23 protein-coding genes are annotated in these 20,462 nt (G+C 72.5%); 12 read left to right on the top strand and 11 right to left on the bottom strand.

Translation table 11 applies throughout. From position 1 onward, the window contains the following. Window positions 1-34 precede the first annotated feature (34 nt). Window positions 35-1,465, top strand: coding sequence for an MFS transporter (locus tag K1T35_RS45440; protein WP_220257817.1), 1,431 nt, complete (start codon window positions 35-37; stop codon window positions 1,463-1,465). Between the two features lie 18 nt (window positions 1,466-1,483). Here the strand turns inward: K1T35_RS45440 and ispF are convergent, their stop codons facing one another. From ispF to K1T35_RS45455, 3 genes are read right to left on the bottom strand one after another with little or no spacing between them, the layout of a single operon-like run. Next, on the bottom strand, window positions 1,484-1,978 hold the full coding sequence (ispF, locus tag K1T35_RS45445; protein WP_220257818.1) for a 2-C-methyl-D-erythritol 2,4-cyclodiphosphate synthase: 495 nt from the start codon (window positions 1,976-1,978) through the stop codon (window positions 1,484-1,486). Beyond that, window positions 1,975-2,640 (bottom strand): 2-C-methyl-D-erythritol 4-phosphate cytidylyltransferase, encoded by a 666-nt coding sequence (locus K1T35_RS45450; RefSeq protein WP_220257819.1) that lies wholly within the window; start codon window positions 2,638-2,640, stop codon window positions 1,975-1,977. Before K1T35_RS45450 ends, ispF begins: the two co-directional genes overlap by 4 nt. 35 nt (window positions 2,641-2,675) lie before the next feature. Next, window positions 2,676-3,167: a CarD family transcriptional regulator gene (locus K1T35_RS45455; RefSeq protein WP_220257820.1), complete on the bottom strand. Its 492-nt coding sequence runs from the start codon at window positions 3,165-3,167 to the stop codon at window positions 2,676-2,678. Between the two features lie 295 nt (window positions 3,168-3,462). Between K1T35_RS45455 and K1T35_RS45460 the strand changes: the two genes are divergently transcribed. Next, the gene (locus K1T35_RS45460) at window positions 3,463-4,158 is read left to right on the top strand and encodes a copper chaperone PCu(A)C (RefSeq protein WP_220257821.1); all 696 of its coding nucleotides are present in this window, start codon (window positions 3,463-3,465) and stop codon (window positions 4,156-4,158) included. After that, a complete protein-coding gene (gene radA, locus K1T35_RS45465; RefSeq protein WP_220257822.1) occupies window positions 4,159-5,523 on the top strand; it encodes a DNA repair protein RadA in 1,365 nt (454 codons plus the stop codon). A gap of 4 nt (window positions 5,524-5,527) precedes the next feature. On the opposite strand, the gene K1T35_RS45470 is transcribed toward radA, so the two are convergent. Continuing rightward, window positions 5,528-5,959: a hypothetical protein gene (locus K1T35_RS45470; protein ID WP_220257823.1), complete on the bottom strand. Its 432-nt coding sequence runs from the start codon at window positions 5,957-5,959 to the stop codon at window positions 5,528-5,530. Between the two features lie 61 nt (window positions 5,960-6,020). Between K1T35_RS45470 and K1T35_RS45475 the strand changes: the two genes are divergently transcribed. From K1T35_RS45475 to K1T35_RS45485, 3 genes are all read left to right on the top strand, one after another. Continuing rightward, window positions 6,021-6,275, top strand: coding sequence for a hypothetical protein (locus K1T35_RS45475; protein ID WP_220257824.1), 255 nt, complete (start codon window positions 6,021-6,023; stop codon window positions 6,273-6,275). Between the two features lie 186 nt (window positions 6,276-6,461). Continuing rightward, window positions 6,462-7,322, top strand: coding sequence for an A/G-specific adenine glycosylase (locus tag K1T35_RS45480; protein ID WP_304940865.1), 861 nt, complete (start codon window positions 6,462-6,464; stop codon window positions 7,320-7,322). 8 nt (window positions 7,323-7,330) lie between these two features. After that, complete coding sequence (locus tag K1T35_RS45485) at window positions 7,331-7,792, top strand: 2'-5' RNA ligase family protein (RefSeq protein ID WP_220257826.1); 462 nt, start codon at window positions 7,331-7,333, stop codon at window positions 7,790-7,792. Here the strand turns inward: K1T35_RS45485 and K1T35_RS45490 are convergent. The 3 genes from K1T35_RS45490 to K1T35_RS45500 are packed head-to-tail and all read right to left on the bottom strand — an operon-like array spanning window position 7,783 to window position 9,597. Then, complete coding sequence (locus K1T35_RS45490; RefSeq protein WP_220257827.1) at window positions 7,783-8,268, bottom strand: peptide deformylase; 486 nt, start codon at window positions 8,266-8,268, stop codon at window positions 7,783-7,785. The two genes, K1T35_RS45485 and K1T35_RS45490, sit on opposite strands and share 10 nt — an antisense overlap. Then, window positions 8,265-8,810: a PadR family transcriptional regulator gene (locus K1T35_RS45495; protein ID WP_220257828.1), complete on the bottom strand. Its 546-nt coding sequence runs from the start codon at window positions 8,808-8,810 to the stop codon at window positions 8,265-8,267. Before K1T35_RS45495 ends, K1T35_RS45490 begins: the two co-directional genes overlap by 4 nt. 16 nt (window positions 8,811-8,826) lie before the next feature. Continuing rightward, window positions 8,827-9,597: an alpha/beta fold hydrolase gene (locus tag K1T35_RS45500; RefSeq protein WP_220257829.1), complete on the bottom strand. Its 771-nt coding sequence runs from the start codon at window positions 9,595-9,597 to the stop codon at window positions 8,827-8,829. 19 nt (window positions 9,598-9,616) lie between these two features. Between K1T35_RS45500 and K1T35_RS45505 the strand changes: the two genes are divergently transcribed. After that, a complete protein-coding gene (locus tag K1T35_RS45505) occupies window positions 9,617-9,928 on the top strand; it encodes an antibiotic biosynthesis monooxygenase (protein WP_220257830.1) in 312 nt (103 codons plus the stop codon). 77 nt (window positions 9,929-10,005) lie between these two features. On the opposite strand, the gene K1T35_RS45510 is transcribed toward K1T35_RS45505, so the two are convergent. Further along, entirely contained in the window at window positions 10,006-10,887 is an 882-nt protein-coding gene (locus K1T35_RS45510; protein WP_220257831.1) for an alpha/beta fold hydrolase, read from the bottom strand. 65 nt (window positions 10,888-10,952) lie between these two features. On the opposite strand from K1T35_RS45510, the gene K1T35_RS45515 reads away from it, so the two are divergent. The 4 genes from K1T35_RS45515 to K1T35_RS45530 all read left to right on the top strand — a co-directional run bounded on the left by K1T35_RS45515 (window position 10,953) and on the right by K1T35_RS45530 (window position 13,480). After that, window positions 10,953-11,651, top strand: a complete 699-nt coding sequence (locus tag K1T35_RS45515) for a YafY family protein (protein WP_220257832.1) — start codon at window positions 10,953-10,955, stop codon at window positions 11,649-11,651. A gap of 390 nt (window positions 11,652-12,041) precedes the next feature. Next, window positions 12,042-12,215 carry a hypothetical protein gene (locus K1T35_RS45520; RefSeq protein ID WP_220257833.1) on the top strand — a complete coding sequence of 58 codons (174 nt, stop codon included), beginning with the start codon at window positions 12,042-12,044 and terminating at the stop codon, window positions 12,213-12,215. Between the two features lie 12 nt (window positions 12,216-12,227). Further along, complete coding sequence (locus tag K1T35_RS45525) at window positions 12,228-12,590, top strand: DUF6879 family protein (RefSeq protein WP_220257834.1); 363 nt, start codon at window positions 12,228-12,230, stop codon at window positions 12,588-12,590. A 20-nt stretch (window positions 12,591-12,610) separates the two neighbouring features. Continuing rightward, window positions 12,611-13,480: a helix-turn-helix transcriptional regulator gene (locus K1T35_RS45530; protein WP_220257835.1), complete on the top strand. Its 870-nt coding sequence runs from the start codon at window positions 12,611-12,613 to the stop codon at window positions 13,478-13,480. A gap of 6 nt (window positions 13,481-13,486) precedes the next feature. Here K1T35_RS45530 and K1T35_RS45535 read toward each other — a convergent pair whose 3' ends face one another. Genes K1T35_RS45535 through K1T35_RS45545 form a run of 3 tightly spaced genes read right to left on the bottom strand, consistent with a single transcriptional unit; the run spans window position 13,487 to window position 16,137 of the window. Then, complete coding sequence (locus tag K1T35_RS45535; RefSeq protein ID WP_220257836.1) at window positions 13,487-14,089, bottom strand: DUF6529 family protein; 603 nt, start codon at window positions 14,087-14,089, stop codon at window positions 13,487-13,489. Further along, complete coding sequence (locus K1T35_RS45540) at window positions 14,086-14,730, bottom strand: hypothetical protein (protein ID WP_220257837.1); 645 nt, start codon at window positions 14,728-14,730, stop codon at window positions 14,086-14,088. The genes K1T35_RS45535 and K1T35_RS45540 overlap by 4 nt, the downstream gene beginning before the upstream one ends. A gap of 48 nt (window positions 14,731-14,778) precedes the next feature. Beyond that, entirely contained in the window at window positions 14,779-16,137 is a 1,359-nt protein-coding gene (locus K1T35_RS45545; RefSeq protein WP_220257838.1) for a serine/threonine-protein kinase, read from the bottom strand. A gap of 94 nt (window positions 16,138-16,231) precedes the next feature. Between K1T35_RS45545 and K1T35_RS45550 the strand changes: the two genes are divergently transcribed. Further along, window positions 16,232-20,446, top strand: a complete 4,215-nt coding sequence (locus tag K1T35_RS45550; RefSeq protein WP_220257839.1) for an FtsK/SpoIIIE domain-containing protein — start codon at window positions 16,232-16,234, stop codon at window positions 20,444-20,446. Window positions 20,447-20,462: the final 16 nt, after the last annotated feature.

Genomic DNA, 20,462 nt, shown 5'->3' on the forward strand with positions numbered 1-20,462 from the left:
CGATCCGTGCGCGGCCACGCACAGGCTCGACCGCATGACGAACGACATCTCCGCGAACGGGCTCGCGGGGCGTCGCGAGTGGATCGGCCTCGCGGTGCTCTCGCTGCCGGCGATGCTCATCACGCTCGACTTCAGCGTGCTCAACCTCGCCGTACCGGCCATCGGTGCGGCGCTCGCCCCGAGCAGCACCCAGCTGCTGTGGATCGTCGACAGCTACGGGTTCCTGCTCGCCGGGTTCCTCATCACGATGGGCACCCTCGGCGACCGGATCGGCAGGCGCAGGCTGTTGATGACCGGCGCGGCCGCGTTCGGCGTCGCGTCCGTGATCGCCGCGTACGCGCCCAACGCCGAACTGCTGATCGTGGCCCGCGCCGTGCTCGGCGTCGCGGGCGCGACGCTGGCGCCATCGACCCTGTCGCTGATCCGCACGATGTTCCCCGACGACGGGCAGCGCACCGTCGCGATCTCGACGTGGGCGATGAGCCTCGCGGCAGGCGGCGCGCTCGGCCCGGTCGTCGGCGGTGTACTGCTCGAACTGTTCTGGTGGGGTTCGGTGTTCCTGCCCGCGGTCCCGGTGATGGTGCTGCTGCTCGCGGCCGGGCCGGTGCTCCTGCCGGAGTACCGCAACCCAGCGGCGGGGCGCATGGACCTCGCGAGCGTGCTGCTCTCGCTGGCGACGATCCTGCCGGTGATCTACGGCCTCAAGCAGCTCGCCAAGGACGGGTGGCACGCGGCGCCGGCCGCCGCGATCGTGGTGGGCCTCGGCGTCGGCATGGCGTTCGTCCGCCGGCAGCGGCGACTCGCCGACCCGATGCTGGATCTGCAGCTGTTCCGGGCGCCGGTCTTCTCGGCCGCGTTGGTGACCAACACCCTCGGCTACTTCGCGATCCTCGGCGCGTTCTTCCTGTTCGCGCAGTACCTGCAGCTCGTGGTCGGGCTGTCACCGTTCGCGGCCGGGCTGTGGTCGGTGCCGTCGATGATCGGGCTCACGGTGGGCTCGATGCTCGCGCCGATCCTGCTGCGGCGGGTGCGGGTCGCGTACGCGATGGCTGGCGGTCTGGTCGTCGCCGCAGTCGGGTTCGGGCTGCTCGCGCTCGCGTCCGGCCCGTCCGGCCTCGGGCTCGCGGTGACGGCTTCGGTGCTGTACTCCGGCGGCCTCGCGCCCGTGTTCATCGCGGTGACGGACCTGATGGTGGGCACAGCACCAGAGGCCAAGGCCGGCGCGGTGGCGTCGATCTCGGAGACCAGCAACGAGTTCGGAGGCGCGCTCGGTATCGCGGTGCTCGGCAGCGTGGCGACGATCGTGCACCGGCAGGGCGCGAGCGGAGGTACCAGCGGTCCCGAGCTGACGTTCGTGTACGGGCTGCCCGTCGTGGGCTGGGTGTGCGCGGCGATCGTGCTGGCACTGGCCGTCGTGGCGCTGGCGTTCTTCCGCGGTGCCGGCATCGATTCGGCGAAGGGCTGAGCGGGATGACGGACGGGACTACTGGAGGTCGGCCGCCGGCCGATGGTGACGGTCGGGCACCAACAAGGCCGTCGCGATCGCGGCGATGCCCTCGCCACGACCGGTGAGGCCCAGGCCGTCGGTCGTGGTGCCGGACACCGACACCGGGCCGCCCACCGCGTCCGAGAGCACCTGCTGGGCCTCTGCCCGGCGGGTGCCGATCTTCGGCCGGTTGCCGATCACCTGCACGGCGGCATTGCCGACCCGCCAACCCTCCGCGGCCACGAGCCTGCGCACCTCGGCGAGCAGGGCGAACCCGCTCGCCCCAGTCCACTCCGGACGCCCCGTACCGAACACGGCCCCGACGTCACCGAGGCCTGCCGCAGAGAGCAGGGCGTCGCACAACGCGTGTGCGGCGACATCGCCGTCGGAGTGGCCTGCGCACCCGTCCACGCCGTCCCAGCGCAGCCCGGCGATCCAGCACTCGCGGCCCGGTGCCACGGGATGCACGTCCGTGCCGATCCCGACCCTCACAGCCGGATTCTCCCGTCCGCGATCAGCTCGGCGAGCTCCAGATCCCAGCCGCTCCGGACGGCGAAGGCCGCGGGGTGTCCGGTGACCGTCCGCACCTCGCCCCCCGCAGCCGCGTATCTGCGCACCGCGGCCACCGGGTCCGCACACGCGCCGGCCGGCACCATCCGGGCACGCACGGCGATCGGGGTCTGCAGGACGCGCAGGCCCGCTCGGTCCGGGGTGCCGATGACGCCCCCACGATCATCCACCGACTTCACCGTGTCGGTGAGCGGCAACGTGGGCACGGCCATGCCATGTCCACCCTGAACGGCCTCGACGACTGCTCTGACCAGCTCGACGGGTGCGAGTGGCCGGCAGGCGTCGTGGAGCAGCAGCATGTCGTCGCCACAAGACGTGACTAGATCGTCACTTCCCGTGGCGCCCTCTCGTTGCACGGTGTGTGCCTCGATGTCGTGCAACGCCACAGGCGATCGCACGTCGACGGGCGCACCCGCGCACACGCGTTCGATCTCGGGCCGCAGGGAATCCGACGCGATCACCGTGACGCGCTCGACCGGGGCACCCGCCAGCAACGTGCGGACAGCCCGGACGACCATCGGGACGTCGACAACGGGTGTGAGCGCATGCGCGGACCCGGCCACGACCACCGCGACGATTCGCACCGGGCGGCCGTCGGAGAGAGGCAGGGCTACCGCGCTCAGGCGGAGGCGGTGGCCAGTACCTCGTCGAGCAGGACCTCTGCCCGCTCCTCGTCGGTGCCCTCGGCGAGCGCCAGCTCGCTCACGAGAATCTGCCGGGCCTTCGCCAGCATGCGCTTCTCGCCCGCGGACAGGCCGCGGTCCTTCTCCCGGCGCCACAGGTCGCGAACGACCTCGGCAACCTTGTTCACATCACCCGATGCGAGCTTCTCGAGGTTGGCCTTGTACCGACGCGACCAGTTCGTCGGCTCCTCGGTGTGCGGGGCGCGGAGCACCTCGAACACCCGATCCAGCCCTTCCTGGCCCACCACATCGCGGACGCCGACCACCTCGGCGTTCTCTGCGGGAACACGCACCGTGAGATCACCCTGCGCGACCTTCAGGACGAGATACTTGCGCTCTTCGCCCTTGATCGTCCGAGTCTCGATGGCCTCGATGAGAGCGGCACCGTGGTGCGGGTAGACGACGGTCTCTCCGACCTTGAAAACCATGTGTCCTCTGCCCCTTTCGCTGCCTCCAGGTTAACACGCCCGAACGTGGGTTCGCTCCCCGGTGTGCACTGTCGTCGCAGGTCAGGGGATTGACAATGGCGCCGAAACGTGCAGGTGCGCGTGCAGCGGATCGGCCAAGGGGACCGCGACCAGCACTGCTACCCGTGGCGTTAGGCTTCGACCGGTCGCACCCGGCGACCACCCAGCGATCACTGCGGGCACACAGCGCCCGCACCCGTCGCGGCGCATGCCCTCGCTCGGCGCAGTGCCCGGCAATGAGGAAGGACGTCACCTGGTGAGCGACCCCCGCCGGAACCGAGCACAACTCGTCATCGGCGCGCTGATCGCGGCCGTCGCGGTCGCGGGCTGCGGCGCAGGGCAGATCACGCAGACGAGCCGCCAAGTCGCCGCCGTCGAGGGGGCCAACGCGACCGCGGGCCCGATCTCGCTCCGCAACGCGACGATCGAGTTCGACGAGCCGGCCCACGGGGCGGCGATCTACCCGGTCGGCGGCAGCGCACCGCTGCAGATGACGATCGTCAACTCGGGCGCCGAGCTGGACCGCCTCGTGGCCGCCAGCAGCCCGGTGGCCGAGTCGGTGCAGATCAGCGGCGTCCTGCGGATCCCGGGCGGCCGTGCTCTCACCATTCATGGCGCCCCCGCGCCCGTGGCGCCGCTGCCCGCGGAGGGCGCGCCGGCGGCCGCCTCAGGTGCCACGCCGGGCGCAGCGCCCACCACCGCGGCGCCCACCACCGCACCGCCCACGAGCGTCCCGGCCGCTCCCGGCGCCGCGGAACCCGCCCCTGCCGTCTCGGAGCCCGCGGCTGCGGGCGAGCAAGAGGTCGGCAACATCGTGCTCACCGGGCTGCGCGAGGACGTCCAGGCCGGACTCACCTACCCGCTCATCCTCACGTTCGAGCGTGCGGGCGAGGTGCGATTCGACGTGCCCGTCGCCAACCCGGACACACTCCGCGAGGACCCGGCGCACTAGGTGTCCCCCGCCCGAACCGCGCGCAGCGGCTACCGCTGCACGGAGTGCGGGCACCAGGCCGCGCAATGGGTCGGGCGCTGCCCCAGCTGCCAGGCATGGGGCAGTCTCGAGGAAGCCGCGCCGGTCGCCGCCGTGCGGCCGCGGCAGCGCGTCGCGGCGGGGGCGCCGAGCGCACCGGCCCGCCGGATCGCCGACGTCGCGCTCGACTCGGCCCGCGCAAGGCCGACCGGAGTGTCCGAACTGGACCGGGTGCTGGGCGCAGGACTCGTACCCGGTGCCGTCGTCCTGCTGGCCGGCGAGCCGGGTGTCGGCAAGTCGACGCTGCTGCTCGAGGTGGCCGCGCAGGTCGCGCGGACCGGCCGTGTGCTGTACGTCACGGGCGAGGAGTCGTCGGGGCAGGTGCGGCTGCGCGCCGAGCGCACCGGTGCCGTGCACGACGAGCTGTACCTCGCCGCCGAGTCCGACCTCGGCGCGATCGTCGGCCACGTCGACGAGCTGCGTCCCGATCTGCTGATCGTCGACTCCGTGCAGACGATGTCGAACGCCGACGTCGACGGCGCCCCTGGCGGCGTCACCCAGACCCGGGCGGTCGCGGTGGCCCTCACCGCGCTGGCGAAGGAGCGGGGGCTGCCGGTGCTGCTCGTGGGACATGTCACAAAGGACGGTGGCATCGCGGGCCCGCGCGTATTGGAGCACGTCGTCGACGTCGTGCTCTCGTTCGAGGGCGACAAGCACTCGACGCTGCGCATGGTGCGCGGCGTCAAGAACCGCTTCGGCCCCGCCGACGAGGTGGGCTGCTTCGAGATGCGCGACTCCGGCATCGTCGGCATGCCGGACCCGTCGGGGCTCTTCCTCGCTCGGTTCGGCGGCCCGCCGGTGCCCGGCACTGCCGTCACGGTGGTCATGGACGGCCGCAGGCCGCTGCCCGCCGAGCTGCAGGCACTCGTGACCGGCAAGGACATTCCCAGCCCACGCCGCGCGGTTAGCGGTCTCGACAACGCCCGCGTCGCGATGCTGCTCGCCGTGCTCGAGAAGCGGGCAGGCGTCCGGCTGCACGACGCCGAGGTGTACGCGGCGACCGTCGGCGGCATGCGCGTGGTCGAGCCGGCCGCCGACCTCGCGCTCGCGCTGGCGATCACCTCGGCACGCCGCGACGTGGCCCTCCCGTCCGACGTCGTCGTGCTCGGCGAGCTCGGCCTCGCGGGCGAGGTGCGCCGCGTGGCGGGCGTCGAACGGCGGCTGGCCGAGGCCGCCCGGCTCGGTTTCACCCACGCCCTCGTCCCGCCCGACAGCGGCAGCCCCCCGCCGGGCATGCGGCTGACGGAGGTCCGCGACGTCGGTGTGGTCCTGGACGCGATCCGCTAGCGCCTCAGGGGTTGCGGACGAACTGCGTCGGCGGGCTGATCACGTCGTCCACCCTGGTCAGCAGGCGGTACTCGCCCGGCGGCACCGTCTCGCGCCGCTCCGGACATCCTGCGGCCGAGGTGCGACCGGCCCACCGCACGGAGAACGACACCGGCTCTCCGGGTGCGAGCGTGCGCAGGTCCGCCCCCTTCGCCGAGGAGCAGTCGTTGCTCGACCACAGCCGCTCGCTGCCGTCGGAGCTCCAGACGACGATCTCCTGGCGGCCCGGGTCGAGATCGCGCACGCACGGCTCGTCGGAGCTGTTGGTGACGACGAGCCGCAACACCATGCGCTCGCCCACGGGCCGCTCCGGCCCGTCCACCTCGGCCTTGACGGCGATCATCTCGTTGGTGCATGGCACCGGGTCGGCGGGTGGCGCCTCTGTGGTGGACGGCACCGGCGATGACGTCGGCGTGGGCGTTGCCGACCCGGATTGGGTGGCGGATGGAGTGGGAGGTGTGGACCCCACCGCCCCCGGCTGCGTCGCGGTGGTGAGCTGCGCTGTGGCGGGCAAGGTGGCGGGAAGCAGCGCAGCGGAGGGCGGCGCGGCCGGGGGCGGGGAGGCCTCATGGGGAGCGGAAACGGCTGCACGGCTGGCCGGGCGAGCGGTCCCGGGTTCGTCCGGCGTACTGCTCAGGGCGGCGATCATCCAGGCGATCAGCACGATCACGGTGACTGCGGAGCCGACGGCGACCCAGCGCCGCCTCCAGTAGACGGCCGCGGGCAGTGGCCCCATCGGCTCCCACACATCACGGAGGGTAGCTCGCAACTACCATGGGTTGCGGATTTCGGTGATACACGGCGCGTCGCGACGCGCCGGGAAGCACCCGAGCGACGGTCGATCATTCGGGCTGCCGCGGGCGCCCAGCAGGGTGGTGGCACGATTGTCAGCCGTGTCGATGGCCGCACTCGTGCTCGACTGGTATCCCGCCGCGGCGCGTGACCTCCCGTGGCGCCGCACGGACACCACGCCGTGGGGCGTGCTCGTCAGCGAGTTCATGCTGCAGCAGACGCCGGTAGCACGGGTCGAACCGGTGTGGACGGACTGGCTCGCCCGCTGGCCGACTCCGTCGGCCATGGCCGCGGCCTCGCGCGCCGAGGTGTTGCGGGCGTGGGGCAAGCTCGGCTACCCCCGCCGCGCGCTGCGCCTGCACGAGACCGCTGGTGTGATCGCGAATGAACACCGGGACGTCGTCCCGTCCGACGTCGAGGCGCTCGAGGCGCTACCGGGCGTCGGCTCGTACACGGCGCGGGCCGTGGCTGCGTTCGGCTACGGGCGGCGTTGCCCCGTGGTGGACACGAACGTCCGCCGCGTCGTCGCCCGCGCCGTGCACGGTCGCGGCGACGCGGGCCCGGCCCGCACCACCGCCGACCTCGCGGACGTCGGCGCGCTGCTCCCGCCCGACGACCACTCCGCGGCGGTCGTCTCGGCCGGGCTGATGGAGCTCGGCGCCGTGCTGTGCACGGCGCGCGCTCCCCGCTGCGGGATCTGCCCGGTACGGGAGGCGTGCGCGTGGCGAGCCGCAGGCCGTCCGGAGTACACCGGCCCACGCCGGCCGGTGCAGGGCTTCGCCGGCACGGACCGCCAGGTTCGCGGCCGCCTCCTCGACGTCCTGCGGGGCGCCGACGGTCCCGTGGAGCGCGCCGCGCTCGACGCCGCGTGGGACGACGCGGCCCAGCGCGACCGCTGCCTCGACTCCCTACTCGTCGACGGGCTCGCGGAGCAGCACGACGACGGCCGATTCGCGCTGCCGGCCTAGGGGCACCAGTGCCTCAGATCGTTCGCTTCCGCCTGGACGATGCCGCATGCGCCGAGCTCGGCAAGCTGCGTTCGCGGCTGGCCGACCACGGGATCGCGACCCCCGCCGAGTCGCCGTCGGTGATCGCCGCCGCGGCCGGGACGATCCCGCCACCTGCCCGGGAGGCGCTGGCCGCCGAGCTGCGGCTGCTCGCCCTTCCGTCGATCTGGCTGGAGACACTCGGCACGGTGGCGGGGCGCCCCGACGAGCTCGTACTCGCCGCCGTCGTCGACGCCGAGCTGCTCGCCGTGCACAGCGCGGTGCACGACGCACTGGCCGGCCGCGTCCGCTCCCCGCTCGCGGCCTACCTACCCGGCACGTGGCTCCCGCACTGCGTGCTCGCCACCGAGCGCCCCGCCGACGCATTCGCCCTGCTGCACCCCGTGCCCACCGTGCGGGCCCGCGTGGTGGCGGTCGACGTTCAGAGCTGACGCTCCCGCAGCTCCCGCAGCGCGGCGCGCCGCCGCTCCCCGGTGAGCGCGTCGATGTACAGCTCCCCGCGCAGGTGGTCGGTCTCGTGCTGCAGGCAGCGGGCGAGCTCGCCGGCGCCCTCGACCACGACCGGACGCCTCTTCGCGTCGACGCCCTCGACCCGGGCGTACGCGGCCCGCAGCCGGGGCGCGGACACCCCCGGCACCGACAGACAGGCCTCCTGACCGTCGTACTCGCCGTCGGTGGCGACGAGCCGCGGGTTGACGACGTAGCCCCGCGCCCCGTCGACGTCGTAGGAGAACGCGGCCAGTGACACCCCGATCTGGTTGGCCGCGAGCCCGGCGCGCCCGGGCAGTGAGACGGTGTCCATCAGGTCGGTGACCAGCGCGGCAAGCGCCTCGTCGAAGGCCGTGACCGGCGCGCACGGCGTGCGCAGCACCGGGTCGCCGATCAGCCGCAGGTCCCGGACCGTCATGGCCGACCACCCAGCTTGCCGAGCTGGTCGAGAACGAGCCCGTGCCACTCCAGCTCCGCGCGCAGCCGCAGGCGCGCGTGCTCGAGCACGAGGTCGTCGGCCGGGGTCTGGTCCGCCCAGCGGCGGTCGGCCAGGTGGTCGAGCCGGGCCAGCCGTGCCGTGAGGTCACGGACGCGGTCCTCCAGGTGACCGCGGAGAGTGGCCTCGTCGATGTCGGACGCGGTGGCGAGCGCGAGGTCGACCGGGTCGGGCGGGAACCGGACCTCCTCGAACGCCTCCGCCTGCAGCACGGCGAGCTCGCGGCGACCCTCGTCGGTGATCTCGTACACCGTGCGGGCCGGCAGGCGTCCCTCCTGCTCGGTGCGCAGCGCACGGACCAGGCCCTCGTCCTCCAGCCGGTGCAGCGCGCCGTAGAGCGAGCCGGGACGCACGTCGGACCACAGCTCGGCCCGGTCCACCCGGGCATCGCGCCGGATCTGGTGGCCGTACATCGCGCCACCCTTGGCGAGGGCGCTCAGCACGAAGAGCCTCGTCGGGTTCACCCTGCCAGTAAACCACTCACATATGAGTACTCAGAAACGACTCAACGAGCGGTCGGTACTCCTGGCCGGCGTGCACGAGGTGGCCTGCGCCGGGCACCCGGACATGGGTCGCGTCCATCATCCGGGCCGCCATCAGGGCCATCTGCCCGGCCGGCACCGCACTTTCCTCCGCCTCGACGAGAAGTGCCGGGCATCGGACGGCGGTCACAGCGGGCCAGTGGTCGCGCTCAGCCCACTCGGCTGCGATCGCCGTGGTGTGCCCGACACCGGCCAGCAGGTGGTAGCCGTCCGCCCGTTCCTCGACGCACTCGATCATGTACTCCCCGAACTCGGCACGCGGGTGCCCGAACGCCCGACGCACGGCGGCGAGGCACGCGAAGGGCTGCGGGAGCACCGTGAACCACTCCCGCGCGTCCGCGGCGCTGCGCCCCCGGAAGTCCACGCCCATGTCCTCCACCACGAGCGCCCGCACCAGCTCGGGACGGCGGCCCGCGGCCACCAGCCCGTGCAGGCCGCCCATCGAGTGCCCGACCACAACGGCCGGCCCGAGCTCGGTGAGCACGTCGATGACGTCAGCGGCCATCCGGTCGGTCGTCCACGGACCGCGCGCTTCCGAGCGGCCGTGCCCGCGCGCGTCCACGCCGACCACGCGGCCGTGGCCCGCCAGCCATTCGGCGGCCTCCCACCACGTGCTCGCCCGCCCCATGAGCCCATGCAGCAGCAGGATCGGGGTGCCCGAGCCGCCGAACTCGGTGACGACCAGCTCGACCCCATCGGAGGCTCGCATGGTGGCTAACCTAGGTCCCATGGCCGTTGTGAAGATCAATGCGATCGAGGTGCCCGAGGGCGCGGGCGAGGAGCTGGAGAGGCGGTTCGCCAACCGGCTGCACGCCGTGGACGGCCAGCCGGGCTTCCTGTCGTTCGAGCTGCTGCGCCCCGTGTCCGGCGACAACCGCTACTTCGTCGTCACGCACTGGGAGGACGACGAGTCGTTCCAGGCGTGGATGAAGGGGGCCGGCATGCAGGCGCACTCCGGCGAGCGGGCAAAGCCGGTGGGCACCGGGTCGTCGCTGCTGGAGTTCGAGGTCGTGCAGCAGTCGCGCGCAGCCGACGCCTGATCCGCCTCACACACCGACATCAGCGCTGGCACACCAACAGCAGTCGGTGTGCCAGGACCACAGTCGGTGTGCGACCGTCAGCTCCCGGGTCTCACGTGCGTCAGCGCGCGGTCCCAGAACGGCACCGACACCAAGTGGCCGACGTCCGGCACCATCTCGAGGTGGGCCTTCGGGAGCGCCCGCTCCCACCACCGCCCGTGCGGCTCGCCAAGCGGATCGTCGGTCCCGTAGCCCAGCAGCACGTCCGCCGTGACGTCCGAGGGTTCGAAGCCCCACGGCTGCAGCGTGTAGCCGGCGACGTCCGCGACCATGCCGGTGGCGCCCTGCGCGAAGGTCTCGTCGAGCATGGCGCGCAACCGATCGCCGACCCCCGGGCGCGCGAGCACCGCGGCGTCCGCCTCGCCGACCCCGAGGACAGCGAACCGGTCGTCGCCCGTCAGCGACTCCACCATCGGCCCCATCGCCGCGATGAGCGCGGCGTGCGCATCGGCCGCTGACGCCCCGCGCAAGGCCTCGATCCCCGCCTTGTACTCCTCCGGGATCCACGACACCTCGTCGTCGGGCGCCGGTGTGCCGATCACCGCCACCCGGCTCACCAGGTCCGGCCGCCGTGCGGCAACGGCCAGCGCAACGCGACCGCCCGCAGACCAGCCGACCACTCCCGCCGTCGCGCCCGGCGCGAGCACGTCCTCGAGCACGGCCACCGCATCGTCCGCGACGAGCCCGACCGAGGCGAACTCATCGCCGACCGGGTCCGAGGCGCCGTAGCCCGGCCGGTCCAGCGTGATCAACCGGACACCGTGCGCCGCCGTGACCTCCGGGTCGGGGTCGAACGCCCCCGAGCCCGGCGCGATGTGGCAGAAGAGCACAACGGGTGCATCCGTGGGTGCGTCCGGGGTGAGGTCGCGGACCGCGATGCGGCGGCCGCCGGGCCGGGTCAGCAGTCGATGAGTGGTCATGAGGACGAGACTGCCGCACCCTCGGTGACACCAGGATGTCACCGTTTCTCGGCATCCTTGGATCCATGAACCGCACCGAACGCCTCTACGCGATCAGCGAGGAGCTGCGGGCGGCCGGGCCGACCGGCCGCACGAGCGCGTGGCTCGCCCGCAGGCTGGAGGTGTCGACCCGCACGATCAAGCGCGACATCGATGCGCTCCTGCAGGCCGGGGTCCCGCTCTGGGCACAGGCAGGACCGGGCGGCGGCTACGTCCTCGACGCCGCACGCACCCTGCCCCCGCTGAACATCACGGGCGTCGAGGCGGCCGCGATCGCCGTCGCCCTCGCGGCGCTCCCGGCACTCCCGTTCGCGGTCGACGGGCGCAGCGCGCTGTCGAAGGTGCTCGCCGCGATGCCGCCCGCCGAGCTCGAGCGCGCAGAGGAGATCGCGAACCGGCTCTGGCTGCGAGCGCCGGAATCACCGCCGCGACCTGCCGTCGCCAGGGCCCTCGACGAGGCCGTCCGCACGCGGCGCGTGATCGTCCTGCACTACGAAGGTCGCGACGGCGAGCTCACCGAGCGCGCGGTGGAGCCCGCCGCGCTGGCCGACACGGGCGGGCACTGGTACCTACTGGCCTGGTGCAGGCTCCGGGACGGACCGCGCTGGTTCCGGACCGACCGGATCCGCGACGCCCACCTCACCACCGAGCAGGCCCCGGAGCACGACACCGCCACGCTCTTCGGCGTACCGCCACCCGACGCGGGCCCGGTCCGGCTCCGCTGACCGTCCCATTCCGACGAGCGGCGCGTTCGTCGGTACCTATCCGACGAACGCGCCGCTCGTCGGAAAGCATCAGGGCCGGAGGCCACGGAGAGACGTTGCCGCCGCCAGCGTCGCCAGCCGGCGCAGCGAGCACGGTGCCGTGGCCCGGCAGGAACGGCACCAGCCCCTCGCCGGGTGTGCAGCCAGCAGTCGGGGCGCGATCGTGGGGTCGAGGGCGTTCACCAGCTCGGCCACCTCCCAGCGAGGTGGCAGAGCTGGGCAGGGGCAAGGGAGCCGTCAGACTTCCACCGAGACCCTGCTTCGCGCCGCCGCGTTGATCCTCGCCGAGCTCGGCAGGCCCGCGATGCTGGACGAAGTGGAGGCGCTCCTGTCCGAATGGAGCCCAGCCGCATGAGCCGGTGGATACACCCGAGCGAGGATCGGGTGGAGTGGGGAGCGCTCTTCACCAGCTACTCGAAGTCCTGTCTCCACTACGAGGCCCAGCAGATCTACTCGAACCCGATCGAGAACGCCCGTGTAGCCGACTTCGTAGCTGGTCGCCCGATGACCCCGACCTACGAGTGACGGCTCTCCCGGGTGCAGCAACAGGCCGCGATCGGGGCGACGAAGATGGTGATCCGGATCGTGGTGGAGCCACCCACGGACTACACCCGCATGGAGGTCGCCACCTACCCGATCCTCGTCCGAGGGGGCGAAGACATTCGCGTGATCGCTGTATCGGAGGGGACCTGGCCCGACGGCCTCCCCCACCACGACTTCTACATATTCGACGACAGGGAGGTGTGGCGGATGCACTACGACGACGACTACACCTTCGCCGGGGCCGAGCAGCTCGAAGGCGAGGACGTGCTCGCCCAACACCTACGATGGCGCGACCGCGCCCTGGAGCTGGCGATCCCGCTGCACGACTACCCCGGCGTCGAGCCACTCCCTGGCTGAGAACGGAGACGACACCGCATTTGCCCTCGGACAATCTCCCACTCAACCACGCGCTCGGCGCGCTCGGGCTGCGCCTGCGTGCAGCCCGTGAAGCGTCCGGGCTGACAGGAGCCGATCTTGCCGCGCGGCTCGGAAGAGGCTGGAAGCAGCCCAAGGTCTCGAAGATCGAGACCGGTCGTCAGCTCATTTCGCTCGACGAACTCCGCGCCTGGGCCTCGGAGACCGGTACCGATCCTGCGCCCCTGCTCGCGCTGCGGGAGAAGGCCGCCGCCGAGTACTCCAGTCACCAGGACCGCCTTTCGCAAGAGGGCGGAGCCATCCCACTCCAGGACGAGCTCACCGCCCTGACCCGCACCTGCACGTATCTGGCCGAGTACCAGCCGGCCCTCGTCCCCGGACGACTGCAGACACCGGATTACATCCGGGAGAAGGCGCTCGGCGACGTCGACTTCCTAGCCGAAGGCCTCCCCGCCGACCAAGTCGGCCACCTCGTCGCCGCGAAACTCCGCCGCCAGGCCATCCTCTACGAACCCGGCCGGGAGTTCGTGCACATCGTGGGCGAGGCCGCGCTGCACATGCGCTTCGGTCCGATGACGACGGCGACGTTGCGCGCCCAGCTGCTCCACCTCGCCCAGATGTCCTCGCTGCCGGGACACACGTTCGCGGTGGTCCCGTTCCGGGTCGGCTCGCCGGTGGAGCCGTTCGGGTTCGCGCTGTACGACCACGACCTGGTGCGCGTCGAGACCAGCAACGGCGTCGTGCAGATCAGCGATCCGGAGGCGGTGGCGCGGCACGTCCGGCGCGTCGAACGCCTGCTGGAGGTCGCGTCGGTCGGCGCCGACGCCGCGCGGTTCTGCCGCGAGCTCGCCGAGTCGATGACCGACGGCTGACGAGCACTAGAGGTGGAACCCGGCGGTCGTGAACACCCACAACGAGGACGTGAGCCACAGCGCAACGAACGTCGTGAACAGGATCCCCCCTGCCGTGGGGATCACCCATCGCGGCAGGCCCCAGCGCACCAGCAGCAGCATCTTCGTGACGAACGCCCCGTACAGCAGGCAGCCGACCAGCGAGTGGACCAGCACCCGCGCGTCGTCGAACCGATATCCCAGCGAGTAGAGGCAGTGGACGGCGACCGGCACGGTGAGGAGCACCGCGAAGCGCCCGGACCAGCGGTGAACAGCGGGGAGCCCGGGCAGGTGGAGCCTGATCCGGCCTTCCAGGACCAGCGCCGTGAAGATCTGGACGAGGGCGAGGACGAACGCGAGGGTCGTCAGCCACGCCTTGACGTACAGGGTCCCGGTGAACCATGGCATGGCGAGCGAGAGGTTGGCCGGGGTGTGCAGCCTCCCGTACACGCCGAGCACGACGGCCACGGACGTACCGACCGCCACGGGTACCACGAGCCGCACCCACTGCACGGCCACGGGCGGCGGAGCCCCTTGCGCCTGCCGGGCCGATGCGCGGGGCCGCGTGAGGTCCGGTTCGGGCAACGTCATCGGGGGACCACCGGGTCTCCACCGTCGATGCGCTGCACCTCGACCTTCGCACCCGCGAACTCGAGACCGCCGATGTCGTTCGGATCGAGCGCGGGCGCAGGCCCCCTGTTCCCGGCCGCGTTGTTGATCCCGACCTGGCGCCCGCTGGGCAGGACGATCCAGCCGATGCGGTTGGGCTTTCCGTCCACGGTGGCCTTGCCCTCGTAGATCCCTGCCGGTGGTCCGGCCACCGCCGCCGAGAACGGCAGCTGCTGTTCCGCGACGGTGACCGTCCCGAGGGCCGCGTTCTCGGTGAGTGTCGCGGTGAGCTGGGCACCGTTTCGCCCCTGCAGATTCACCTGCTCGCCGGACACCGTCCCTTCCAGCCAGGCCTCGATCCGCTCCCCGTCGCAGATGTAGGCGGACGCCTCCTCACCCGCCACTGCCACCGCCACCGTCATCTCGTTGCCACTGGAGTGGCCGATGAAGACGGATTCCCGGGTGGGCGCGGCGGAGGTGGTCGGGGCCGGCGTGGCGGGAGCCGACGTGTCCGCGATCGCGAGGGGTGGTGGTGCGGGGGCCGCCGCGCCCACGACCGCGGCGGGCGTTCGCACCATGCTCACGACGAGAACGATGGCGGCGAGCACGCCGACAGCGGCCATGGTGATCAATGGTCCACGTGTTCTCATGTTTCCCCCCGTACGACCGAGTCAGCACATTGCGTCACGCAGCCGTTGCACGTTGCTCTCTACCACCTGCCGACCGTCCGTGCCACGGACTCGGAAGCAATACGCCGCCGCCGGTTCCGTCGCGACCGTCAAGGTCGTCGCGTCGCCAGCAGGCTCGTCGCGAGGTCCCTCGCCCTGCCTCGTCACGACGACGGTGTATGTGAGCCCGGGAGTGCCTGACCAGCTCAACCTGGTGGCGAGGGCACCGAGCGGATCAGGGGGCGCGAGGTTGATGGCCGGCACGCCCGACGGGCTGGTGGCCGGCAATGGGCTGTCGTTCGTTCTCGAAGCCCCGATCGTCGAGATGAGGACACCGCCGACGACGATCAGGGCCGCCGCCACCGCTGCGCCGATGACGAGTGGACCCCGCGAGCGACGGTGGTGTCCAGGCGCCGCCGTCGGAGTCACGGTCGGAGTCGGCGGCGGGCCCGGGGCGGGAACGGTCAGCTCATCGGCCCCCGGGTCGACCACCGGCCCTGCGGCAACCGCGGGCAGGGCGTGGGTCTGCGCCAGGTCATCCCCCAGCTGTGCCAGCTCGTCCGCGATGACGCTGAGCCCGGGCCGCTCCGCCGGGTCCTTCGCGAGCATGGCCGAGACCAGCCGGTTTACTCGCTCGCTGACGGAGATGCCCGCGGGCCACGAGACCGGTTCCTCGAGGACCCGCCGGATGCGTTCGGCGTCCGACTCGCCCCATCGCAACGCGAACGGGGCACGACCGGTCAGCATCGCGTAGAGGGTCGCGCCGAGCCCGTACACGTCCGTCCGCTCGTCGATCCGGCCCGCGTGCCCGAGGGCTTCCGGAGCCGCATAAGCGGGGTTGAAGCCGGTGGCGGTGTTGCCGCGGTAGTCGCGCAGGACGGCGAGCCCGAAGTCGGCCAGCACGGGCGCGCCCGAGGGGCGGATGAGCACGTTCTGCGGCGTGACGTCGCCGTGGATCACCTGAGCGGCGTGGGCGGCGAGCAGGGCGATCGCGATCCGGTACCCGAGCTCCGCGGCCTCCGGTTCCGGGAGCGCCCCGCCGCGACGGACCACGAGCTCCTGGAGCGAGCTGTCACACAGCTCCGTGACCAGGTACGGCCTGCCGTCCGGGAGAAGGCCCGCGTCGTACACCCGTATCACGTGCAGGTGGTCGTCGAGGCGGCTCACCGCCTGGCATTCGGCTCGGAACTGGTCGGTCACCGCCGGGTCGTGCAGGGCGACCCGGAACACCTTCAGCGCCACCCACCGCCCGAGGTGGGCCTGGCGCGCGCGATAGACGTCGGCGAAGCCACCTGCGCCGATGGGTGAGAGGTCGACCAGTCCGGACAGCCTCGGGGTCTCGGCAGGCCCCGCTGTCCTCATGCACCAAGCGTAACGGCGTAGGACGAATCGCCCACTCCTCTGACGAAACGAGTTAGTTTCTGCCCGTCGGCCGAGGGGGAACCGGGGGACGAGCATGCGACTGACCGTGGAGGACGACGCCACGGGTGTCAGAAGCGACGTCCACGTCGACTGTGCGCCCTCGGATCGGATCGGCGACGTCCTGGGCATGGTCAGCGCTGTCCTGCCGGTGCGCGGCACGCCGGTGGTGGACGGCGCCCCTCTCCCGCTCGACAATGCGGTGGCGGGCTCGCCGCTGCGGGAGGGCAGCGTGCTGCACTACGGCCGCACGCCCCAACTCTCTCCCGTCCGATCCGCCCCGCCACTCGTGCTGCGGGTGGTGTCCGGTGTCGCCGCCGGGACCGAGCTTCCCCTCGTGCCCGGCCAGGTCGTGATCGTCGGGCGCGCAGCATCGTGCCAGCTCGTGCTCGACGACCCCGACGTCTCCCGCCAGCACGCCCAGCTGGTCGTCGGCCGGAACCGGGTGACCCTCGCCGATCTCGGTTCCCGCAACGGCGTGCAGCTGGACGGGCGAACGGTTGCGGGGGCCGCGGACGTCGACGGCAAGGTGATCCAGATCGGCGGGAACCGCCTGGTGGTCGAGGCGTTCCGGGACAGGGCGGCTGTCGTGGGACGCGGGGATTCCGGCGAGGTCCTGCTCAACCGGACCCCCAGGTCCCGACCGGTTCGCTTCGAGCCACCCACCGTGGCGATGCCGGCTCACCCGGTCGATGACGACGATCGCGGCTTCCCCGTGCTGCCCGCTCTGCTCCCGCTGGTCGCCGCGGTGGTGATGGCCCTCGTACTGCGGAATGCGATCTTCCTCCTGTTCGGTCTGCTGAGCCCGCTCATGCTGATCGGCAGCTGGTGGACGGAGCGGCGTCGCCGGCAGCGCCGTGGGCTGCGCAACGAGGAGTCGTACCGTTCCAAGCTGACCTCGGCCATGCTCCGCATCGAGGCGGCCACGGACGACGAGGACGCCGACCTGCGGGCCGGCTGGCCGGACCCGGCGACGACGGTGCGCACGGCGATCACACCGAGGCGGGAGTTGTGGGAACGACAGCCCGCCGACGACGACTGGCTCGCGATCCGGCTGGGCCGGGCCGACCGCCCGGCGGCCGTGAAGATCACGGGTGAGCCGCCCGATGGCTGGTCACCCCCCATGCTGCGGCTGGCTCCGCTCGGGGTGAGCTTGGTCGACCAGCCGATGCTCGGCATCGCGGGTCCGTCCGGCTGGCTCGACGCCCAGCTGGCCTGGGTGGTCACCCAGCTGGCCGTGCACCACAGCCCGGACGAACTGCGACTCGCGATCGTCGCTCCGGACGCCGACGAGGAACAGCTCGGCTGGCTGCGCTGGCTGCCCCACCTCAGGGCAGATGACGGCTCCGTTCGAGCCGGGTGGGACCCGGCGGGCGCCGAACAGACGATCAAGTTCCTGGGGGACGAGCTGCAACGCCGCTCCGCCGAGCGGGCTCGCGGATCGTCGTCCGACCGGTCCACCCGACCGGACCTGGTCGTCGTGCTCGCCGGCACCGCTGATCTGCGCCGCCGTCCCCAGCTCACCAACCTCCTGAACCGCGGGCCGGCCGCAGGCCTGCGGTTCGTCTGCGTCGAGACCGACGAACGCCGGCTCCCCGACGGTGCGCGGTCGCGCCTGGTGGCCACGGGGAGGGACGTGGTCCTGCGGATCGACCGCGGGGAGTCCCGGACGGTCGTCCCCGACGAGATCGCCCCGACCATCGCCGAGCTGGTGGCACGGTCCCTTGCCCCGATACGCCGGGTCGGCGACGCACCGGGACAGGACATTCCGGCGTCCGTCCGGCTGATCGCGCTGGCCGGCGAACCCGCGATCGACGAGATCCGGGCCGCGTGGGGACTGTCGCACGACCAGACGGAGGTCGTCATCGGCGCGGACGCCGACGGCCCCGTCCTCGTGGACATCGCTCGCGACGGACCACATGCCCTGGTTGCGGGCATCTCCGGTTCGGGCAAGAGCGACTTCCTGCGGACGCTGATCGCCGGCCTGGCGAGGGCCAACCCGCCGACGGGACTCAACTTCCTCTTCCTCGACTACAAGGGCGGCGCCACCTTCAAGGACCTGGACTCCCTGCCGCACGTCGTCGGATCGGTCACGAACCTGAACACGCGGCTCGCGGCCAGGGCCTTGTCGTCGCTGCGCGCCGAGCTCAACCGGCGGCAGGCGCAGCTGGCCGCCGCGGGTGCCGAGGACCTCGCCGACTACCGGCGGCGGGCGGCGGCCGATCCGGGGTTGCCGCCGTTCCCCCGACTCGTGGTGGTCGCCGACGAGCTGGCCGAGCTCAAGGAACAGCTGCAGTCGCTTGTCGACGGCCTCGTCAACGTGGCGCGGGTCGGCCGCTCGCTTGGCGTCCACCTGATACTCGCCACGCAGAAGGCGGCGGGCGTCGTCGACGGGCAGATCCGCGCCAACACCGACCTCCGCGTGTGCCTGCGGGTCAAGGAGACCGGCGACAGCCAGGACGTGATCGATACCCCGGAGGCCGCGTACCTCCCGAGCGCCTACCCCGGCCGGGCCCTGCTCGTCCGGGGCAGCGGGCCTGCGCAGTTGCTGCAGACGGCCCGGGTCACAGCGCCGAGGCGCTCGGCGTCGGGAACCGTCCGGCGCGCCGTGGCGATGCGCTGGTTCGACGTCGCCGCTCCGCCGCCGCCCGCCGACGGAGCCACCGACGAGCTGACCACGGACCTGAACGTGCTGGTGGACGCCGTGCGCGCCGCCGCACACGCAGAGGGCCTCGCCCCGCCCTATCGGCCGTGGCTGCCGCCCCTGCCCACCACGCTCGCCCTCGACACACTGCCGCCGACGAGGTTCGCGATCCCCCTCGGGCTGTGGGACCGACCGCAGGACCAGCGGCAGGACGTCCTGGAGGTGCCGCTCGGGTCGGGCCACCTCGCGATCGTGGGGAGCGGGCGCAGCGGGCGCACCACCGCGCTGCGCGCGGTCGCCGTCGGCCTCGCCCGCGCCGCCGGCCCGGCCGAGCTGCACCTCCACGTCGTCGACGGATTCGGAGGGCTGGCCGGGCTCGACGCGCTGCCCCACACCGGGGTCGTGGTCGGTCCCGACGATGCCGAACGGCTCGAACGGCTGCTCACCCGGCTCGCCGCGACGATGCGGGACCGGCGACGGGACTTGAGCCGGCTCGGAGCGACGAGCGTCGCCGAACTGTGGTCGCGGAACGCGCCGGACGCGCCGCCGCACATCGTGCTGCTCGTCGACGGCTGGGACGGGCTCGTCGAGAGCACGGACGGCGCCGCTCAGACGGCGATGCTCGATCTGCTCTCCGGAGGACCAGCCGCCGGAATCACCGTGTGCCTGGCCGGGGACGAACGGATCCTCAAGTCCCGCCTGCTCGCCCGGCTCACCCACCGGCTGTGTCTGCGCCTGAACAACCCGACCGACGCGACGCTCCTCGGCCTGCAGGTCCGCAACCTGCCGGAAGACCTACCGCCCGGACGCGCCCTGTGGGCCGACGACGGCGAACAGGTGCAGGTGCCCCTGCTCACGACGGATCCATCCGGCCCGGCCCAAGCCGCCGCACTGGCCGACGTCGCGGCCCGGCTACGAGCCGGCGCCGAGCAGCCGGACCCCACCCGTGCGCCGATGCGACTGGACCGGCTGCCGGAGCAGATCACACTTGCCGAAGCCACCCGCCTCGGGACCCAGCCCACGACCGGACCGCACGTCTTGCTCGGGGTGAGCGGCGACCGGCTGAGCCCGGTCTGGGCGAGCCTCGACAGCGGCCCGGTACTGATCGCAGGGCCGGCCGGATCCGGCCGCAGCACCGCCGCCGCTGCCGTCGCCGCGTCCGCCGCAGCGAGCGGGCTCCGCGTCCTGCTCGGGGTCCACCGCCGGATGGCGGCACACGAGCGCGCGGCCGTGGCCGGGGTGACGGTCGTGGCCGCAGGCGAGGTCGCGAGCTCCTTGGAGGATTCGGCCGTCGACCTCGTCGTGCTCGACGACGTCGACCGCTTCCCGGTGGACGAGGACCTGGCCGAGCGCCTCACCAAGCCGGATGGACCCTCTCTCGCGGTCGCAGGGCTGCTCGACTCGTTCGGGTTCGGAGCGTCCGGTCTGCTGAAGTTCGCGCGGACGCGGCCGGGTTCGGTCGTGCTCCTCTGCCCGCCCAACCACCTCGTCGCGGCGAATGTCGGGGTGACGCTGGAGCGCGGGATGGGGTTCAGTGGGCCGCCGGGACGGGCGTACCTGGTCGCCGAAGGAAAAATGATGCTGGGTCAGGTGCCCGTAATCGAGTGATGTTTGCGTCGTCGCC

It is taken from the genome of Pseudonocardia sp. DSM 110487 (genome assembly GCF_019468565.1).
Classification (GTDB): domain Bacteria; phylum Actinomycetota; class Actinomycetes; order Mycobacteriales; family Pseudonocardiaceae; genus Pseudonocardia.

Excerpts from the sequence above, each read along its gene's own strand:
- K1T35_RS45480 (WP_304940865.1), top strand. The coding sequence starts at position 6,462 with ATGGCCGCACTCGTGCTCGACTGGTATCCCGCCGCGGCGCGTGACCTC.
- K1T35_RS45545 (WP_220257838.1), bottom strand. The coding sequence starts at position 16,137 with ATGAGGACAGCGGGGCCTGCCGAGACCCCGAGGCTGTCCGGACTGGTC.
- K1T35_RS45535 (WP_220257836.1), bottom strand. The coding sequence starts at position 14,089 with ATGACGTTGCCCGAACCGGACCTCACGCGGCCCCGCGCATCGGCCCGG.
- K1T35_RS45505 (WP_220257830.1), top strand. The coding sequence starts at position 9,617 with ATGGCCGTTGTGAAGATCAATGCGATCGAGGTGCCCGAGGGCGCGGGC.
- K1T35_RS45500 (WP_220257829.1), bottom strand. The coding sequence starts at position 9,597 with ATGCGAGCCTCCGATGGGGTCGAGCTGGTCGTCACCGAGTTCGGCGGC.
- K1T35_RS45455 (WP_220257820.1), bottom strand. The coding sequence starts at position 3,167 with ATGGTTTTCAAGGTCGGAGAGACCGTCGTCTACCCGCACCACGGTGCC.
- K1T35_RS45520 (WP_220257833.1), top strand. The coding sequence starts at position 12,042 with ATGAGCCGGTGGATACACCCGAGCGAGGATCGGGTGGAGTGGGGAGCG.
- K1T35_RS45515 (WP_220257832.1), top strand. The coding sequence starts at position 10,953 with ATGAACCGCACCGAACGCCTCTACGCGATCAGCGAGGAGCTGCGGGCG.
- K1T35_RS45490 (WP_220257827.1), bottom strand. The coding sequence starts at position 8,268 with ATGACGGTCCGGGACCTGCGGCTGATCGGCGACCCGGTGCTGCGCACG.
- K1T35_RS45510 (WP_220257831.1), bottom strand. The coding sequence starts at position 10,887 with ATGACCACTCATCGACTGCTGACCCGGCCCGGCGGCCGCCGCATCGCG.
- K1T35_RS45540 (WP_220257837.1), bottom strand. The coding sequence starts at position 14,730 with ATGGCCGCTGTCGGCGTGCTCGCCGCCATCGTTCTCGTCGTGAGCATG.
- K1T35_RS45550 (WP_220257839.1), top strand. The coding sequence starts at position 16,232 with ATGCGACTGACCGTGGAGGACGACGCCACGGGTGTCAGAAGCGACGTC.
- K1T35_RS45440 (WP_220257817.1), top strand. The coding sequence starts at position 35 with ATGACGAACGACATCTCCGCGAACGGGCTCGCGGGGCGTCGCGAGTGG.